Genomic DNA, 16,340 nt, shown 5'->3' with positions numbered 1-16,340 from the left:
AGTAGCGATCCTGGCGAGCTCGCGACCCGACCTGGTCAGAGCGGAGCGCCCCGGGTTCTCCGGACACCTTGCGTTCACTCGCCGGTGCCACACTGCACACATGAGCCTCGATGCCCCACAGGCCCCCACGGAGACCACCGACGCCCGACGGATCCCCGACGAGCCCTTCGACGTGGAGCCCCCCTATGTCCCCGACCACGAGGCCCTGGCAGCAGTGGAGGAGTTCCCCGACCGCTTCCTCGATCGCGAGCTGTCCTGGCTGCGCTTCAACGAACGCGTGCTGGAACTGGCCGAGGATCCCTCGCTACCCCTGCTGGAGCGTGCGCGGTTCCTGGCGATCTTCACCAGCAACCTGGACGAGTTCTTCATGGTCAGGGTGGCCGGCCTCAAGCGCCGGATCGCGGCCGGGCTGGCGGTGCGGGCCGCCTCCGGCCTGATGCCGCGCGAGGTGCTCCAGCTGATCTGGCGTACCTCCTGGGAGCTCTCCCTGCGACATGCCAAGGTCTTCCGCGACGACCTGGTGCCGGCCCTGCACGAGGAGGGGATCGAGCTCGTCCGCTGGGAGGAGTTGACCGACGAGGAGCAGAAGCACTGCAAGAAGCTCTTCAAGGAGCGGATCTTCCCGGTGCTCACCCCGCTCGCCGTGGACCCGGCGCACCCGTTCCCCTACATCAGCGGCCTCTCGCTCAACCTCGCGGTGCTGCTGCGCGACCCCGAGAACGGCAAGGGCCACTTCGCCCGGGTCAAGGTGCCCCCGATCTTCAGCCGGTTCGTGCCGCTGGGCAACCAGCGGTTCGTGCCGCTGGAGGACATCATGCGCGAGCGGCTCCACCGCCTCTTCCCGGGGATGAAGATCGAAGAGGTCCACCTTTTCCGGGTCACCCGCAACGAGGATCTCGAGGTGGAGGAGGACGACGCGGAGAACATCCTCGCCGCCCTCGAGAAGGAGCTCCTGCGTCGCCGGTTCGGCCCGCCCGTTCGTCTGGAGGTCGAGGAGACCATCACCGACTCGGTGCTGAAGCTGCTGGTCACCGAGCTCGGTGTGGACGACGAGGAGGTCTTCCGCCTCCCCGGACCCTTGGATCTGCGCGGCCTGCACGGCATCGCCGACCTGAGCCGGGAGGACCTGATGTTCCCGGCGTTCGTCGCCAGCACGCAGCACCAGCTCGCGGAGGTCGAGTCGGCGGCTCCGGTCGACGTCTTCAAGGCCGCCCGCCGTCGCGACGTCCTGCTGCACCACCCCTACGACTCCTTCGCCACGTCGGTGCAGCGCTTCATCGAACAGGCCGCTGCGGACCCGAAGGTGCTCGCGATCAAGCAGACCCTCTACCGCACCTCGGGTGACAGCCCGATCATCGACGCCCTCATCGAGGCGGCCGAGAGCGGCAAGCAGGTCCTCGTGCTGGTCGAGATCAAGGCCCGCTTCGACGAGGAGGCGAACATCCGCTGGGCCCGCAAGCTGGAGCAGGCCGGCTGCCATGTCGTCTACGGCCTGGTCGGCCTCAAGACGCACTGCAAGCTCGCTCTGGTGGTGCGCGACGAGCCCTCCGGCATCCGCCGGTACGCCCATGTGGGCACCGGCAACTACAACCCCAAGACCTCTCGCCTGTACGAGGACGTGGGGCTGATCACCACCAACCCGGTGATCACCGAGGACGTCGCGCACCTGTTCAACAACCTGTCCGGCTGGTCGCGCTCGGCCCGCTTCGAGAACCTGCTGGTCGCTCCCGACTCGGTCCGCGACGGCCTGATCGAGCGGATCCACGGCGAGATCGCCCACCACCGGGCCGGCCGCCCCGCGCGGATCCGGCTCAAGGCCAACTCGGTCGTGGACGAGGCGGTCTGTGACGCGCTCTACCTGGCCTCCCAGGAGGGCGTCCCGATCCAACTGCTGGTGCGTGGCATCTGTGCCCTGCGCCCGGGCGTCCCCGGTCTCTCGGAGACGATCGAGGTGCGCTCGGTGCTCGGCCGCTACCTCGAGCACTCCCGGATCTTCTGGTTCGAGAACGGCGGTGAGCCGGCGGTCTACATCGGCTCGGCCGACATGATGCACCGCAACCTCGACCGTCGCGTCGAGGCGTTGGTCCAGCTCGCCGCCCCGGAGACGGTCGAGCAGGTCGCCGACCTGCTCGAGCTCGCCTTCGACCCCGAGACCGACGCTTGGCACCTCGGCGCTGACGGCGAGTGGCAGCGTCGTCGTGGCAGCCAGCATCTGCAGGAGGAGCTCATCGCCCGCCAGCAGCGGCGCCGCCGCGACAAGCGCAAGGACGGCTGACCCGAAGCTCACGCGTCGCCGGGGTGCGGACCGCACCTCGGCGACGGCAGCGTGCCGGCGTCGTCCCTACCCGGCTCTCAGGGCGCTGCGGGTCACGGCAGTTGGAAGACGTACTTGCACAGCCAGTACGCCGCCGCGGCGGCCGCGCCCGCGGCGGGGAAGGTGAGCACCCAGGCCACCAGGATCGACTTCGCGACGCCCCAGCGCACCGCGGAGACCCGCTTGGTCGCGCCCACACCCATGACCGCGGAGGTGATGGTGTGGGTGGTGGAGATCGGCGCCTCGATGACGTAGGCGGTGGTGTAGAGGACGGACGCCGCGACCGACTCGGCGGCGAAGCCCCGGGCGGGATCCAGGTGGATGATCCGGCGACCGAGGGTGCGCATGATCCGCCAGCCACCCGACAGGGTGCCCAGCGAGATCGCGCCGGCAGCGGCGAAGATGACCCAGAACGGCAGCGGGTCGCCCTCCGCGACGTACCCACCGGTGAGCAGGGCCAGGAAGATGACGCCCATCGTCTTCTGGGCGTCCTGGAGACCGTGACCCAGGGCCATCGCGGCCGCCGACATCGTCTGGGCGATCCGGAAGCCCTTCTGGGTCTTGTGCTGATTGCGGTTGCGGAAGATCCACATGATCGCCAGCATCACCGCGAACCCGAGGCCGAAGGCCAGCACCGGCGAGAACAGCATCGGGATGATGACCTTGTCGAGCACGGTCGCCCAGTTGACGAAGATCCCGGCGGCGAGACCGGCACCGGCCAGGCCGCCGATCAGGGCGTGCGAGGACGAGGACGGCAGGCCGAAGTACCAGGTGATCAGGTTCCAGGCGATCGCCCCGAGGAGCCCGGTCATCACGATGGTCATGCCGTGCGCGTTGTCGGGCGGATCGATCACCTCCGCGACGGTGTGGGCGACCTGCTGTCCCAGGAACGCGCCGGCGAAGTTCATCACCGCCGCCAGGATCAGCGCCACCCGGGGTGTCAGCGCTCGGGTGGAGACGGACGTGGCGATCGCGTTGGCCGCGTCGTGGAAGCCGTTGGTGTAGTCGAAGATGAGCGCGACGACGACGACCGCGCAGATGATCGCGAGTTCCATCAGGGACTCAGGACTCCTTGACGGCGATCTGCTCGATGGTGTTGGCGACCGTCTCGAAGTCGTCGATCGCCGCCTCGAGCGCCTCGACGATGTCCTTCAGCTTGAGGACCTCCATCGCCTTGTACTCCCCGGAGAAGAGCTTGGCCAGGATCCGGCGATGGTTCTTGTCGCCCTGGTTCTCCAACCGGTTGATCTCGATCCAGTACTCCGAGAGGTCCTTCATCGACTGGAGCCGCGGCATCGCCTGGGCGGTGAGCTCGGCACACCGCTGGAGGACGACGACCTGATCGCTCAGCGCAGGGGGCAGGACCTTGACCTCGTAGACCTCGATCATGTCCACGACCTCGTCCATGTGGTCCATGACGTCGTCGAGCCCGGACGCGAGGGCGTAGATGTCCTCGCGGTCGAAGGGGGTGACGAAGGTGCTGTTGACCTTGCGGATCAGCTGGTGGGTGGTCTCGTCGGCGGCGTGCTCGGCGTCGTGCATACGCCGGGCGACGTCGGCACGGTCGACCGAGTCGTCCATGACCTCGGCCAGAAGGGCCGCGCCTGAGACGAGGTGGCGGGCGGAGTCGGTGAACAGGTCGAAGAACGACGAGTCGACCGGACGGAGGCGCAAACGCACTGGTAACTCCTGGCATAGGCGTGGCAAACCGCCCCAATGCTAGGGGAGTCGGGTCCGCAACCGGCAAGCCGCGAGGCCTCGGAGTGGCTCTGGGCGCACGGAGTGAGACGACGAACACGTTCGCGCCCCCGCGGATCGGGCGGCACGACCACTCCTCGGGCACGGGCCCGACGGGCCCTTCCGCCCGGTGTGGCGCCGGGGCACTGACCAGACAGGAGGGCCCGACGCCCCCCAAGCGTCGAGCCCTCCTGGGTCTGTGCGGGTCCGGCTCAGCCGAACCGGCCCGAGATGTAGGCCTCGGTCGCCTCGTTGTCCGGGTTGGTGAACATCTTCTCGGTGGAGTTGAACTCCACCAGGTGCCCCGGCTCCCCCGTCGCCTTCAGGTTGAAGAAGCCGGTCTCGTCCGACACCCGGGCGGCCTGCTGCATGTTGTGCGTGACGATGACGATCGTGTACGTCGACTTCAGTTCGTGGATGAGGTCCTCGATCGCCGAGGTCGAGATCGGGTCGAGCGCCGAGCAGGGCTCGTCCATCAACAGGACCTGCGGCTGCACCGCGATCGCCCGGGCGATGCAGAGCCGCTGCTGCTGTCCGCCGGAGAGGCCCATCCCGGGCTTGTTGAGCCGGTCCTTGACCTCGTTCCAGAGGTTGGCGCCCTTCAGCGAACGCTCCACGATGGTGTCGGCCTCGGACTTCTTCAGCCGCTTGTTGTTGAGCCGGTTGCCGGCGAGCACGTTCTCGTAGATCGACATGGTCGGGAACGGGTTGGCCCGCTGGAAGACCATGCCGACCTGACGTCGTACCGCCACCGGGTCGACGCTGGGGGCGTACATGTCCTGCCCCTGGAGCACGATCTTGCCCTCCACGCGAGCGCCGGGGATCACCTCGTGCATCCGGTTCAGCGTGCGTAGGAAGGTCGACTTGCCGCACCCGGACGGGCCGATGAAGGCGGTGACCGACCGGGCCTTGATGGTCATGTTGACACCTTCCACGGCCTTGAAATCGCCGTAGTAGATGTTGACGTCGCTGACGTCGATGCTGGTGGCCATGTGGGTCTTTCTCTCTCTTCTCGCCTGGTCCGCGCCGGGTCAGTGCCCGGTCTTGGGGGCGTAGATCTTGCCGATGATGCGTGCGACCAGGTTCAACAGCATCACGATGACGATGAGGGTGAGGGCACCGCCCCAGGCATACAGGGCGCCCTTCTCGGTGGCTTGGGTGTACTGGGTGTAGATGAAGACCGGCAGGGTCATCATCGGCCCGTCGACCGGGTTGGTGTTGACGTTGTTGGTGAACCCCGAGGCCACCAGCAGCGGCGCCGTCTCGCCGATGACGCGAGCGATCGCGAGGACCACACCGGTCACGATGCCACCGATCGAGGTCGGCAGCACCACCTTGGCGATGGTGCGCCACTTCGACACGCCGAGCGCGTACGACGCCTCCCGGAGGTCGTCCGGCACCAGCTTGAGCATCTCCTCGGTGGCCCGCACCACGGTCGGCACCATCAGCAGGGAGAGCGCGATCCCGCCCGCCAGGCCGAAGCGGCCGGGGCCGAAGACCAGGGCGAACAGGGCGAAGGCGAACAGGCCGGCCACGATCGAGGGGATCCCCGTCATGACGTCGACCAGGAACGTGATCGCCTTGGACAGCTTGGTGCCGCGGCCGTACTCAATCAGGTAGATGGCCGCGAAGATGCCGATCGGCACCGAGATGAGGGCAGCGATGCCGGTGACGATCAGGGTGCCCAGCAGGGCATGGTAGAGGCCACCCTGCTCGTCTCCCACCACGCTACGCATGGAGTAGGTGAGGAACTCCATGTTGATCGCCTCGATGCCCTTGGACACCGTGAGCCAGATCAGCCAGACCAGCGGGATCAGGATCACGCCGAAGGCGGACCACACCATCGCGGTGACCGCGCGGTCCACGCCGGCGCGCCGCCCCTCGACCAGCGTCGCCCACAGCGGCATCGCGATCAGGAAGGCGAGGATCAGGCCGGCCACACCGAAGGCCACGTTGCCGCTGAGGAGCCAGACCAGTCCGCCGAAGGCGGCGGATCCGGTCAGGACCACACCGGGGGCCCAGCCGGGCAGCCGGGCGTGCTGCAGCGCGCCGGCGGTTTTCTGCTGCGTGCTCATGCGGGGCCCCCGTTCGAAGCGGAGCGGAGCGAGCATTCGGATGGGGTGCTCATGCGGGGCCCCCGTTCGAAGCGGAGCGGAGCGAGCATTCGGATGGGGTGTTCATGCGGGGCCCCCGTTCGAAGCGGAGCGGAGCGAGCATTCGGATGGGGTGTTCATGCGTGGCTCCTCTCGCCGCGCTGGACGATGTAGCGCGCCAGGGCGTTCACAGCGAAGGTGAAGGCGAACAGGACGAGGCCACAGGCGATGAGCACGGCCACCTTGTCAGGAGTCGTCTCCTTGTAGTTCTGGGCGATGTGCGCGGCGATGGTGCGGGAGTTCTCCGAGCCGATGATCCCCAACGTGATGATCGGCGCCGAGGAGAGCACCATCGAGACCGCCATCGTCTCGCCGAGGGCACGCCCCAGCCCGAGCATCACGGCGCTGACCATGCCGGAGCGGGCGTAGGGGAAGACGGCGTACCGCACGGTCTCCCAGCGGGTCGCCCCCAACGCGAGCGCCGCCTCCTCGTGCAGTCGCGGCGTCTGGGCGAAGATCTCGCGGCACAGCGAGGTGATGATCGGCAGGATCATGATGGCCAGCACGAAGCCGGCGGTGAGCATGGTGCGGCCGGTCGCGGACGGCGTCGGCGAGAAGAACGGCAGCCAGCTCAGGTGCTCGTGCAGCCACACGTGCGCGGGCTGGATGTAGGGCCCGAAGGCCAGTCCGCCCCACAGGCCGAAGACCACCGAGGGCACCGCGGCCAGCAGGTCGATGACGTACGCCGTGGGCTTGGACAGCCAGCGCGGAGCGTAGTGCGAGATGAACAGTGCGACCCCGATGGCGAACGGCACCGCGATGATCAGCGCGATGATCGCGGCGTACGTCGTACCGAAGAGCAGGGCGAGGACCAGGCTGCCGAAGCTGCCCTTCCCGTCGTAGTTGGACGGGTCGACGTCGAACCCTGGGAAGCCCTCGAGGCCGAGGAAGAGGAAGACCAGGGCCAGCGCGACCATGATCGCGACGCCGGCGGAGGTGGCGAGGAACCGGAAGAACCGGTCACCGAAGGTCGAGTGCCCCTCCAATTGGGGCTCGTCCTCGGGAGGCATGAGCTCCGGTGGGGAGTCGAGGCTCGTGGACACGTTGGGGGCGCTCCTTGAAGTGCTGGATGACAAGCGGCTGTGCGGCAACCCGTCCAAGGCCCGGACCTTGGGGGCTGCCGCACGGCCGGCGGTGACGTCGCGGGCGGATGGCACCGCCCGCGACGCCGTGATCACTCGGTGGCCGAGATCCCGTCGATGAGGCCCTGCGCCTCGGACGCGGTCTCCTCGGCGAGCGGCGCGGAGCCGGCCTCGGCGGCGGCGGCCTCCTGGCCCTCCGGCGAGAGCACGTAGGTCAGGTAGCCCTTGACCAGGTCGGCGGTCTCCGCGTCGTCGTAGGTCTGGCAGGCCAGCAGGTAGGAGACCAGCACGACGGGGTACACGCCCGCCTCGGTGGTGTCGCGGGCGAGCTCGACAGCCATGTCGGTGTCGGTGAGCCCGGCGCTCTCGGAGACGCCCAGCACGGCGGCGGCGCCCTCGGCGGACGGCTCCACGAACTCCTCGCCGACCTTGACCGAGACCTGGGTCAGGTCGGCGGCGACGGCGGCGCTGTGGTCGACGAAGCCGATGGTGCCCTCGCCGGCCTGGACCGCGCCCACGACGCCGGAGGTGCCGTCGGCGCCCTCGCCGCCGAGCTTGGCCGGCCACACGCCCTCGGGCTCCTCGGCCCAGGTGCCGGCCTCGGCCAGGTAGGCGGTGAAGTTCTCCTGGGTGCCGGAGTCATCGGAGCGGTGAACCGGGGAGATGTTGGTACTGGGCAGCTCGACGCCCTCGTTGAGCGCGGCGATCTTGGGGTCGTCCCAGGTCTTGATCTTGCCGGCGAAGATGTCCGACGCGGTAGCGGCGTCCAGGTGGAGCTCGTCCACGCCGGGGAGGTTGTAGACGATCGCGATCGGCGAGACGTAGGCGGGGACCTGGATCGGCGACTCGCCGCCGCAGGTCTCGGTGGCCGAGGTGAGCTCACCCTCGTCGTCGTTCAGCGCCGAGTCGGTGCCCGCGAAGGCGTAACCGCCGCTGATGAAGTTGGCGCGACCGTCGCCCGAGCCCACCGGCTCGTAGTTGACGGTGAGGTCCGGGTTGGCGTCCTGGATGCCCGCGACCCAGGCGTTCTGAGCCTTCTCCTGAGAGGAGGCGCCGCCGCCCTGGAGCGTGCCCGACAGGGCCTCGCCCTCCGACGCGGAGCCGGAGTCCGAGTCGCCTTCGTTACCGGCGGAACAGGCCGAGAGTGCGATGGCCAGCGCAGCAACGCCCGGAACGATCGCGCGGCGATAGGAAGTGAGCTTCACTTCGATACTCCTACAGGGGGATTGACCGTGTTGTCGCAGCGACGCTAAGGAGTCGAAGTGTCCGGTTACCGGGCCGTCGGTGAACGAGCGATGAACTCGATCTGCCCGTTCGGCGACGGATGGCCGTGAAGATGGCAGCGAACAGGTGAACAAGCACCGGGAGGGCTTGACGGTGTGGCCCGCCCCACACTCGTGCGGCGGCCGGGGTCAGCCTTCGGCGAGGTGCCGGTCCTGGTCCACCACGCGGCCCTCCCGCAGCTGCACCGCCACCAGTTCACCCTTCCGCAGCCGGACGTCCGGGACGCCGAGCGCCGAGAAGACGAGCGGCAGCACCGGCCGATGGGTGCACAACACAGTCGGTCCGTGGTCGTCGAGGGCGTCGACCACCCGCCTGGTCAGCTTGGCCACGCCCCGCCCGGTGGCCTCCTCCTCGCTGAGTCCGCTCGCCCCCTCCACGTCCCTGGCCCCGGGGTTCGCCTCCGCCCAGGGCACGACCGTGTCCGCGCATCGGACGCTGGGCGAGGTGATCACCCTGCGGACGCCGTACGCCGACAGCACCGGCACCAGGGCCCGCGCCTGGCGCTGCCCGGCCGGGAGGAGCGGGCGCTCCGCATCCGGGCCGGACCACTCGCTGCGCGACAGCGCGTCGGAGTGGCGCAGCACGAGCACGGTCTCGGTCCGGCGACGGCGTACGAGTGCCTCGTCCAGGGTCACCCGGTCGTGCGGGTAGGTGAGCAGTTCGTGTGCCTCGGTCGCCTGGACCCAGACGACCCGGTCGATCTCGGCGTTGGGCCGGTAGGACTCCACGTCGTCGTTCCCGACCACGCGGGCCGTCCAGTAGTCGACCCGCTTCGCGCCCTTCGCCACCTGGTACTGCTGGGCCCCCAGCCGGCGCATCAGCCGCACATCGAGACCCGTCTCCTCCTTCACCTCACGGACCGCGGCCGCGGTGACGTGCTCCCCCGGGTCGACCTTGCCCTTCGGGAAGGACCAGTCGTCGTAGCGAGGCCGGTGGACCAGGAGCACCTGCCAGTGCTTCTCGGTCTTGCGCAGCACGACGGCGCCGGCGGCGAGGACGGCCGCGAGTTCCCCGGGAGGCATGGCGCAAGGGTAGGTCCCCACACGGAGCGGCAGGTGAACGGGAGCCTTCTAGCACGCCGATGCCTGCACAGCCCGGCGACCCGGTTCCCGGCCCGCTGGATCCGCGGTCCCATCCCGAGTCGACGGCTCGGGCTCAGCGGAACCGACGCAGGCGCAGCGAGTTGCCGACCACGAAGACCGACGAGAACGCCATCGCGGCGCCGGCGATCATCGGGGTGAGCAGGCCGGCAGCGGCCAGCGGGATCGCCGCGACGTTGTATCCGAAGGCCCAGAACAGGTTGCCCTTGATCGTGCGCAGGGTGCGTCGGGAGAGCCGGACGGCGTCCACCGCGACTGGCAACTCATCCCGCACGAGGGTGAGGTCACTGGCCTCGATGGCGACGTCGGTGCCGGTGCCCATCGCGATCCCGAGATCCGCCCGGGCGAGCGCGGCGGCGTCGTTGACCCCGTCGCCGACCATCGCGACCACCCGACCCTCCTGCTGGAGGCGGCGGACCACCTCGACCTTCTCTGCCGGCAGGACGTCGGCGATCACGTGCTCGGCGTCGATGCCCACCTCGGCCGCCACCCGGCGGGCGACCACGTCGTGGTCGCCGGTGAGGAGGTACGGCGTGAGGCCTAGCTCGCGGAAGCCGGCGATGGCCGCGGCGGAGGTCGACTTGGGCTCGTCGGCGACGATCAGGATCCCCCGGGCGGAGCCGTCCCAGCCAACCGCCACGGCGGTCCGCCCCTCGCTGCGGGCACGCTCCGTCGCGGCGGCCAGCTCGGGGGTCAGCGGGAGCTGTCGCTCCTCCAACAGCCGCGGCCGGCCGAGCACGACCGCATGCCCGTCGACGGTGCCCTCGACACCCAGCCCCTCCAGGTTGGCGAAGGCCTCCACCGGTCGGGTCTCCCCCGCGGCCGCGACGACGGCGCGGGCCACCGGGTGCTCGGAGGCCGACTCCAGCGCAGCGGCCAGGGCGAGAACCTCCGTGCGCGACTCTCCGCTGCCGGGAACCACGTCGGTCAGCTGCATCCGACCGGAGGTGACGGTCCCGGTCTTGTCGAGCACGACGGTGTCGACGGTGCGGGTCGACTCGAGCACCTCCGGTCCCTTGATCACGATGCCGAGCTGGGCACCCCGGCCGGTGCCCACCATCAGCGCGGTGGGAGTGGCCAGGCCAAGCGCGCAGGGGCAGGCGATGATCAGCACGGAGATGGCGGCGCTGAAGGCCAGCGCCGAACCGCCGCCCGTGACCAGCCAGAAGGCGAAGGTGAGCAGCGCCAGCACGATCACCACGGGTACGAAGACCCCGGAGATCCGGTCGGCGAGCCGTTGCACCGGCGCCTTCCCGGCCTGGGCGTCCTCGACCAGTCGGGCCAGCTGGGCGAGTTGGGTGTCCGCACCGACCCGGGTGGCACGCACGACCAGCCGCCCGGAGGCGTTCACGGTGGCCCCCACGACGTCGCTGTTCACGCCGACCTCGACGGGCACCGACTCACCGGTGAGCATCGACTCGTCGACCGCGGAGCTGCCCTCCAGGACCACGCCGTCGGTGGCGATCTTCTCCCCCGGCCGCACCACGAAGCGGTCGCCGACGACCAGCTGCTCGACCGGCACCCTCACCTCGGCGCCTCCGCGCAGGACCGCGACGTCCTTGGCGCCGAGCTCGAGCAGGGCCCGCAGCGCGGCTCCGGCGCGGCGCTTGGCCCGCGCCTCGGCGTACCGCCCCAGCAGGATCAGGGTGGTGACCCCGGCGGCGGCCTCCAGGTAGATGTCGCCGGCCGCGTCGCCGCGCTCCGCGGCGAACGTGAAGGGGTGGGTCATGCCGGGATGCCCCGCGGTACCCCAGAAGAGCGCGTAGAGCGACCAGCCGAACGCCGCCAGGGTGCCGACCGAGACCAGCGTGTCCATCGTCGTGCTGCCGTGTCGCAGGTTGGTCCAGGCGGCGCGGTGGAAGGGCCAGCCGCCCCAGACGACCACCGGCGCGGCCAGGGTCAGGGAGAGCCACTGCCAGTTGGTGAACTGGAGGGCCGGGATCATCGCCATCGCGACGACCGGCACCGTGAGCACCGCCGAGACGATCAGCCGCTGCCGCAGTGCGCGGTCGGGGTCCTCGATCTCGTGCTCGCCGTCGGCAGGTACGGGATCCCGGCGCGGTACGACGGCGCCGTACCCGGCCGCCTCGACGGTGGCGACGAGCTGGTCGGGCGTGACCGTGCCGGGGAAGGACACAGTGGCCTTCTCGGTGGCGTAGTTGACGGTCGCGGTGACGCCGTCGAGCTTGTTGAGCTTGCGCTCGATCCGGTTGGCGCACGACGCGCAGGTCATCCCGGAGATCGCGAGCTCCAGCTCCTCGGCCCCGCCGGGTGCGGCCGTGCGCTCGGGCGTCCTGGTGGTGTTCATGCCAACTCGTAGCCCGCCTCGGTGACGGCTGCCCCGACCTGCTCACGGCTGAGCGGGCCGGCGCTGGTCACCTGCACGGTGCCGGTCTCGAGGGTGACCGCGACGTTCTCGACGCCGGGGAGCTCGCTGAGCTCCTCGGTGACGGAGGCGACGCAGTGCTCGCAGGTCATCCCGGTGACGGTCCAGGTGGTGGTGCTCATGGAGTTCCTCGCTTCTCAGTGGTTGTCCGGACGCAGGCTGCGGCGCTCAGGAACGGACCAGGCGGTTGATGGCGTCCACGGCCTCGGTCACCTTGGCGCGCGCCTCGGCGTCCTCCCCCGCCCGCGCCGCGTCCAGCACGCAGTGGTTCATGTGCTCCTCGAGGAGCCCCAGTGAGACCGCGTGCAGGGCCCTGGTCATCGCGGAGACCTGGGTGAGGATGTCGATGCAGTACTTCTCCTCCTCGACCATCCGCTGCAGCCCTCGCGCCTGCCCCTCGATCCGGCGCAGTCGCTTGAGGTAGTCGTCCTTGCGGTGGATGTAGCCGTGTTGGTGCTCCGCGTGCTCGCTCATCATCACTCCACCCTACCCCCCTATGGTATCTGCTCCAAGAGGGCGATGGGTCCGGAAATGGCACGAGGCCCCGCCCCCGAAGGGGCGAGGCCTCGCGAAGAAGCGCTGATCCGGTGGGATCAGAGCGGAACGACGTTCTCCGCCTGGGGACCCTTCGGGCCCTGGGTGACGTCGAACTCGACCTTCTGGTTCTCGTCAAGAGACTTGTAACCACTGGACTGAATAGCCGAGTAGTGCACGAAGACGTCGTCGCCGCCGTCCTCCTGCGCGATGAAGCCGAAACCCTTCTCGGCGTTGAACCACTTCACGGTGCCCTGAGCCATTGCTCTGTTACTCCTTAGTCGGGGCGAGAGGCCGTCATTGTCAACGGCCCCACATCAGATGCGGTGACACGTCGCTCCGACCTGTGGTGTCCCCCCCATCCGAAACCGGCCGGAAGGGCACAGAGCAGAAACGCCGTTGGATCACAAACTCCGCGGGCGTCAGACCAGCAGGAACTTGCACCTGTTGCGTGGTCGACACTACCAACCTCGCGGCGATTGGGAAGCTTTCCCGCGATTATTTCCCACGAATCCGCCGACCTGGTGCCGAGCGGGCAGGAGTTCGCGCCACCTCAGCCTTGCGGGACGCCGGTACGACGACGCACACCAGCCAGCTGGGCATCGGTCAACTCGCGCGTCGCGGCGGCGTCCTGGGCCAGGGATCGGGGCAGCCGGAGCTGGCATTCCCGACCCGCACAGTCCTTGAGCCGGCGCCAGATCCGCGCCAGCTTCCGCTTCACGGGCGCGGCGCTCGGCTCGCGCCAGAGGTTGTCCAGTTCGTTGGGGTCGGCGGCCAGGTCGTAGAGCTCGCCGGAGAACTCGTACCGCAGGTACTTCCACGACCCGACCCGCACGCCGATCGTGTCGCGATACCCGAAGCCCTGGGTACGACGCCCGCTCCACCGGTGCCGCAGCGTCGCCTCGGTCAGCAGCGCCCGCCGCCAGCCACGGTCACCGTGCTGGATGACCGGCGCCATCGAGATGCCGTCGGGGCGATGGTGTCGCGCGAGCCGGCCGGCCACGCCGGCGAACTCGGCCAGGGTCGCGGTCAGGTCGACGGTGGTCACCGGGTCGTAGCGGCGCTCTCCGGAGGGAATCCCGGCCCCCGCCATCAACAGGGGCACCCGCAGCGAGGGCTCGTGCCCCATCGACTTGCCCTCCGGACGCCGGTGCTCGCCGAGGTAGTAGCCGTTGTCACTGGTGAAGACCAGGATGGTCCGCTCCCACTCGCCGGTGCGCTGGAGCGTGCGGATCAGGCGGGCGACCTGCTGGTCGACCACGGCGATCGACTCGGCGCGCTGCCGGGTCGAGTCACGGATCTGTCGCCGGAGATCGGCATCGGGCTCGGACAGCTCCCGCAGCGTCCGGATCTCGTCGCGCATCCTGGGGTCCGAGGAACCTCGCCGGGAGATCCCCGCACCCTTGCGCACGACGTCGTCGAACATCCCGCGCACCCGCTCGGGTCGCTGCGGGGTCAGCAGGTCGGCAGGATCGCCCGGCTCCTGCTCGCCGGTGAAGTGCGGCGCCACGAAGGCCAGGTAGAGGAAGAGCGGATCCCGGCTGCGCCGCGCGGCATGCTTCCGCACCACCTCGCGGGCCATCTGCCCGAGACGGTCGGTCTGGTACTCGCCGGGACGATCCACCACCCGGCCGTTCTCGTTGTAGGAGGTGTGGAAGTAGTCATACGCGTCGCCGGTCGCCGGGCTCTGCGGCGACCAGTTCAGGGTCACCCGCCACTCGTCCCACCCGTTCGGCACGTAGTCCCAGGAGGGGCCGCCGGTGACCAGCGAATCCTGGGCGCCGTACCCGTTGAGGTACTTGCCCAGCAGCGCGGTGCGGTAGCCGCCCTGCTTGAGCGCGGTCGCGAGAGTGTAGGTGTCGTCGAAGGCGCCGAACCCCCACGGCGGTTCGTGCGAGTAGACGCCGTGGTTGTGGGCCAACTGTCCTGTCAGGAAGCTGGCGCGAGCCGGGCAGCACAGCGGGAAGGGCGAGAAGGAGTTGACGAACTGGACACCCCGATCGCGAAGCACCCGACGGACCGTCGGCGCGAATCGCAGGTCGTCGGCGCGCATGTCGTCGGTCATCACGACCACGATGTTCGGAGGGCCCGCATCCCCACCGGGCCGATCCGACTCGACCGGCCCCGGGGATGGTGAGGCCGGGGTCGAGGTGGCCGGGGAGGACGGCGGTGAGGTCGGGACCGCCTCCACGAAGCCTCCGCCCCCGGTCGCGGCCGACTCGTCGCTGCCTGCCTGAGCGGTACACGCGGAGAGCCACAGCCCGGTCACCAGAAGGGCGACCACGAGCCCACGCAGCCGGCCCCCGGCGTACGTCGCCATCCCACCCTCCTCCCGCCGACGCTCTCGTCATCAGCTCTGACGCACCGGCGAGTGGATCGGTTGCCCGCGCCCCGTCCTCCTCGATGCAAAGAACCTCATGATGGCGGCTGTCCCCCGTCGTTGTACGCCGAATGGCTGCGACATGCCCCACATCGGCCATGGCGAGCAGAACCCTTGACGGCGCCGCCCGCCGCCGCAGGCTCCCGGGGCTTCGGACGGCGATCGGCCGGCGCCCTTCGGATCGGCGTTCCTGTCACCAGCGAGCCTCTAGATTCTGCGCATGGACGTTCCCTCCCTCCTGACCGGCGGCTCCTCGACGGTGGCTCTGGTCGTCAACACCGGCTCCCGTCGCGGCCGCGACGCCCTCGACCAGTGCCGGCGCCTCTTGCATGAGGGAGGAGTGCGCCGGGTCGAGACCTACTCGGTGACCTCCGGCGACCAGCTCGCCGGCGCCCTGGACAGGGCGTTCGCCGCCGATCCGGCACTGCTGCTCGTCGGCGGCGGAGACGGCACCGTGAGCGCGGCCGCTGGGCGCGCGGCCGGCCGCGACACCGTCGTCGGGGTGCTCCCCCTCGGCACGGCCAACGACTTCGCCCGCACCCTGGAGATGCCCGATGACCTGCCGTCGGCCGTCCGATCGATCCTGGAGGGCAAGGTCGTGGACGTCGACCTGGGTCGCGCCGGAGGCCGGGTCTTCTTGAACGTCGCCTCGATGGGTCTCTCGGTCGAGGTCACCCAGCGGCTCAGCCCGGGCATGAAGCGTCTACTCGGGCCGGCGGCGTACCCGGTCGCCACCGTGCTGGCCTACCGACACCACCGCCCGTTCACCGCCCACCTCGAGTTCCCCGAGGCCGACCACGAGCCGATCCGCCTCGACGACCTGCTTCAGGTGGCGGTGGGGAACGGCCGGCACTACGGCGGCGGCAACACCGTCGCGCCCAACGCCTCGGTCGACGACACCCTGCTCGACGTGTATGCCATCGAGAAGGGTCGGCTGCACGAGCACGTGTCCATCGCCCGCCTGCTCAGGAGCGGCACGTTCGTCAAGCACGACCGGGTCCATCACGTCACGACCCGCGCCGTCCGGGTGCGCACGGACGCGCCCATGCCGGTCAACCTGGACGGCGAGATCACCGACCCCGCTCCCACCCTCTACGAGGTCGACCCCGATGCCCTCCACGTCGCGATCCCGGCCGATTCCCGCGCCGGCACCCTCGACGGTTCGGGCCCCTCGACGGACTAGCCTCCCGCGAGGGGGCAGCACTCGCTCTCATCTCGCACCGAGCGGACCAGGACCCCACCGGGGGCCGCGTGGGCGGCGCGGGTAAGGCCCCGCTCGGTGACCTGCGACAGCGGGCCGGTCGAGCAGAGGACCCCCCGCCCAACTAGGCTGCCGCACGAGTTTCATTCTGTAGCGGCTTGCCGAGGAG

At 69.7% G+C, this 16,340-nt stretch carries 14 protein-coding genes; 2 read left to right on the top strand and 12 right to left on the bottom strand.

From position 1 onward, the window contains the following. The first annotated feature begins 100 nt into the window (after positions 1-100). Positions 101-2,275, top strand: a complete 2,175-nt coding sequence (locus G515_RS0112645; RefSeq protein WP_028660416.1) for an RNA degradosome polyphosphate kinase — start codon at positions 101-103, stop codon at positions 2,273-2,275. A 92-nt stretch (positions 2,276-2,367) separates the two neighbouring features. Here the strand turns inward: G515_RS0112645 and G515_RS0112640 are convergent, their stop codons facing one another. The 12 genes from G515_RS0112640 to G515_RS0112585 all read right to left on the bottom strand — a co-directional run bounded on the left by G515_RS0112640 (position 2,368) and on the right by G515_RS0112585 (position 14,910). Next, positions 2,368-3,369 (bottom strand): inorganic phosphate transporter, encoded by a 1,002-nt coding sequence (locus G515_RS0112640; RefSeq protein WP_028660415.1) that lies wholly within the window; start codon positions 3,367-3,369, stop codon positions 2,368-2,370. 7 nt (positions 3,370-3,376) lie between these two features. Beyond that, positions 3,377-3,994 (bottom strand): DUF47 domain-containing protein, encoded by a 618-nt coding sequence (locus G515_RS0112635; RefSeq protein ID WP_028660414.1) that lies wholly within the window; start codon positions 3,992-3,994, stop codon positions 3,377-3,379. A gap of 269 nt (positions 3,995-4,263) precedes the next feature. Continuing rightward, positions 4,264-5,043 (bottom strand): phosphate ABC transporter ATP-binding protein PstB, encoded by a 780-nt coding sequence (gene pstB / locus G515_RS0112630; RefSeq protein ID WP_028660413.1) that lies wholly within the window; start codon positions 5,041-5,043, stop codon positions 4,264-4,266. Between the two features lie 39 nt (positions 5,044-5,082). After that, positions 5,083-6,126: a phosphate ABC transporter permease PstA gene (gene pstA, locus G515_RS0112625; protein WP_028660412.1), complete on the bottom strand. Its 1,044-nt coding sequence runs from the start codon at positions 6,124-6,126 to the stop codon at positions 5,083-5,085. Between the two features lie 155 nt (positions 6,127-6,281). Continuing rightward, the gene (gene pstC, locus G515_RS0112620; protein ID WP_245565381.1) at positions 6,282-7,247 is read right to left on the bottom strand and encodes a phosphate ABC transporter permease subunit PstC; all 966 of its coding nucleotides are present in this window, start codon (positions 7,245-7,247) and stop codon (positions 6,282-6,284) included. A gap of 131 nt (positions 7,248-7,378) precedes the next feature. Next, positions 7,379-8,491, bottom strand: a complete 1,113-nt coding sequence (pstS, locus tag G515_RS0112615; RefSeq protein ID WP_028660410.1) for a phosphate ABC transporter substrate-binding protein PstS — start codon at positions 8,489-8,491, stop codon at positions 7,379-7,381. Positions 8,492-8,698: 207 nt separating this feature from the next. Then, the gene (locus G515_RS0112610) at positions 8,699-9,592 is read right to left on the bottom strand and encodes an NUDIX hydrolase (RefSeq protein WP_028660409.1); all 894 of its coding nucleotides are present in this window, start codon (positions 9,590-9,592) and stop codon (positions 8,699-8,701) included. Positions 9,593-9,725: 133 nt separating this feature from the next. Continuing rightward, positions 9,726-11,978 (bottom strand): heavy metal translocating P-type ATPase, encoded by a 2,253-nt coding sequence (locus G515_RS0112605; RefSeq protein ID WP_028660408.1) that lies wholly within the window; start codon positions 11,976-11,978, stop codon positions 9,726-9,728. Next, complete coding sequence (locus tag G515_RS0112600; protein ID WP_028660407.1) at positions 11,975-12,178, bottom strand: heavy-metal-associated domain-containing protein; 204 nt, start codon at positions 12,176-12,178, stop codon at positions 11,975-11,977. Before G515_RS0112600 ends, G515_RS0112605 begins: the two co-directional genes overlap by 4 nt. 46 nt (positions 12,179-12,224) lie before the next feature. Continuing rightward, positions 12,225-12,530, bottom strand: coding sequence for a metal-sensitive transcriptional regulator (locus tag G515_RS0112595; RefSeq protein WP_157571100.1), 306 nt, complete (start codon positions 12,528-12,530; stop codon positions 12,225-12,227). A 119-nt stretch (positions 12,531-12,649) separates the two neighbouring features. Beyond that, positions 12,650-12,853 carry a cold-shock protein gene (locus G515_RS0112590; protein WP_028660405.1) on the bottom strand — a complete coding sequence of 68 codons (204 nt, stop codon included), beginning with the start codon at positions 12,851-12,853 and terminating at the stop codon, positions 12,650-12,652. 290 nt (positions 12,854-13,143) lie between these two features. Then, positions 13,144-14,910: a sulfatase family protein gene (locus G515_RS0112585; RefSeq protein WP_028660404.1), complete on the bottom strand. Its 1,767-nt coding sequence runs from the start codon at positions 14,908-14,910 to the stop codon at positions 13,144-13,146. Positions 14,911-15,190: 280 nt separating this feature from the next. On the opposite strand from G515_RS0112585, the gene G515_RS0112580 reads away from it, so the two are divergent. Beyond that, the gene (locus G515_RS0112580) at positions 15,191-16,153 is read left to right on the top strand and encodes a lipid kinase (protein WP_036555498.1); all 963 of its coding nucleotides are present in this window, start codon (positions 15,191-15,193) and stop codon (positions 16,151-16,153) included. Positions 16,154-16,340: the final 187 nt, after the last annotated feature.

It is taken from the genome of Nocardioides insulae DSM 17944, assembly GCF_000422825.1.
Lineage (GTDB): Bacteria > Actinomycetota > Actinomycetes > Propionibacteriales > Nocardioidaceae > Nocardioides > Nocardioides insulae.
Note: the sequence above shows the minus strand (reverse complement) of the source record. Positions and strands in the feature narration are given on the sequence as shown.